Origin of the sequence: Nocardia kruczakiae NBRC 101016 (assembly GCF_001612965.1) — a bacterium.
Classification (GTDB): Bacteria; Actinomycetota; Actinomycetes; order Mycobacteriales; family Mycobacteriaceae; genus Nocardia; species Nocardia kruczakiae.
Genome location: NZ_BDBL01000092.1, coordinates 1 through 2,168 on the forward strand (window position 1 = coordinate 1; position 2,168 = coordinate 2,168).

Sequence of the window (2,168 nt, forward strand, 5' to 3'; positions counted from 1 at the left end):
ACCGCAGCCCTCCGGATGGCGGTTCCGATCCGCCGCGCGCTGCTGCTGAAGTTCCGCTCCACCTCGGCATCCGGGGCGCCTACCTTCGGCACCGCCACACTGATCACTCCGGCCGCCCCGTGGGCCGGTCCCGGGCCGCAACCCGTGGAGGTGGACGCACTGCCGATCAACTCCCTCGGATCGCACTGCACGCCGGGTTATCAGATGTCGCACGGTCTGCTGGACAAACCCAACACCGATCTCACGGTCTTCATGCCGTCGATCTGGTGGGCGCTTGGCCAAGGGCACGCGGTGCTGGTACCCGACCACGAGGGCCCGCTGATGGCCTACGCCGAGCCGAAGGTGGCCGGGCACGTGGTTCTCGATTCGATTCGCGCGACCCGGACGGTGGGCGCGAACGAATTCGGCGACAGCCACTTCGTGATCAGCGGATACTCGGGCGGGGCAATCGCCTCCTACGCGGCGGCCATGCTGTTGCGCGAATACGCGCCGGAATTGGAAGGCGCCGTGGTCGGGGCGGCCGCGGGCGGACTGGTCACCGACAACGAGAACGTCGCCCGCCGATTCAACGGCAATATCTCCTCCGGCATCCTGCTCTCGGTGGCGCTGGCCGTCGCGCGCGAACATCCGGAGATGCTGGACTACACGAATCATCTCGCGCAGTGGGTGGCGACCTCACCGGTGAAGGACATCTGCGGCGATGCGGACGGTCCGCTGGGTGTGCTCGGTTTTCCGATGGACGTCGCGGCGAACACCGGCAATTCGCTGGACGGCCCGATCGCGCACGAGATGTTCGCCGCATTGGACCTGCGGGACCGGACCTCGGCGGTGCCGCTGTTCATCTACCACGGCGCGCACGATCCGTGGATTCCGCTCGACGACGCCCGGCGAACGTTCCGGCAGCAATGCGAGCGCGGTGTCCCGGCGGTCTTCCGGGTCGTGCCCGGTGAGCATTTGATCGGATACGTCACCGGCTCGCCCGAACTCGACAACTGGATCCTCGCGCGATTGCGCGGCGAACCCGCGCCCAGCGAATGCTGACGCCGTTCTCCCGGGGGCCGAGCCGAAATCGCGGTTGAAGTGTGGCTCGCGCGCCGCTGTCGCGGGCAGCGGCACGCGAGCCACACGCGTCAGGCACATTCGTTCGGTGCCTGCTCACCCCGCAACCTCGCATCGATCCAGTCGTTCGCACCGGCCGCCCCGCTGACCATCGCGGAGACGTGTTCACCGGGCTCGGTGCGGAACATCGCCGCGACACCCAGGCCGCACTGGCGCCGATACATCTGCCGAGGCCCCTGGATGGGGATCCAGAAGTCGTCGGCGCCGTGGTAGATGTACAGCGGCACAGCCGATGTGCGATCGGTCAGGTCGGTCAGTCGTTCGATCCGCGCCGCGATATCGCTGTCGAGCGGGTTCTCGATATTCGCCGCCACGTCGATCGGGATACCCACGGCTCCGAGCGGGCCGTCGGCTTCACCGCAGATGTCCTTCAGTGGCGAGGTGCCGGCCCACTGCGCCAGATCGTTCATGTAGTCCAGCATCTCCGGATGTTCGCGCGCCATGGCCAGCGAAACCGACAACAGGATTCCGGATGCGCTGCGCCCGTTGAACACTCGCGCCACCGCGCCGTAATCGGTCACCAGGCCACCCACGGCCGCCCCCGTGAGCACACCCGACAGTTCCGGTGCGTATTCGTGCAGCAGCATCGCGGTGGCGTAGGAGGCGATCGCCCCGCCCGAGTATCCGGTGACCGCGAAAGGACTGCCGGACAACTCTTCCGGGAACATCGACCGGACCGCCCGGATCGAGTCGAGCGTCATGTGGCCGGCGACGGTGGGCTCCGCATAGGCGGCCAGCGGGCCCTCGTGGTCGGGGATCAGCACGGCGTGGCCCTTGTTCAGCGTGGCCGCCACACCCGGCAGGAAGACATTGATTCCGTTGTTGTCGCGGACACCGTGCGCGAGGGTGTATCCGGGGGTGCATCGCAAGCCCAGCGCGTTGATCGGCAGCGTGTCCACTTCCACCGGCCGCGGGCCGGGCCCCGGCCAGGCGACGGTCGGGACCAGGAAGGTCGCGGTGCCGAACGACGGCTCACCCAGGGCCGAGGTGGAGCGAAACTTCATCAGCACGGCGCGTGCGAGCGGGGCATCGACGAGGGTTGCCGCGGT

At 68.1% G+C, this 2,168-nt stretch carries 2 protein-coding genes; one reads left to right on the top strand and one right to left on the bottom strand.

Annotated elements, in window-relative coordinates:
• Positions 1–1,041, top strand: a 1,041-nt coding sequence (locus tag NK1_RS33115; protein WP_157104572.1) for a lipase family protein, incomplete at its 5' end; no start/stop codon positions are given.
• Positions 1,042–1,130: 89 nt separating this feature from the next.
• On the opposite strand, the gene NK1_RS33120 is transcribed toward NK1_RS33115, so the two are convergent.
• The coding region (locus NK1_RS33120) for a lipase family protein (protein ID WP_084461863.1) at positions 1,131–2,168 on the bottom strand (1,038 nt) is incomplete at its 5' end.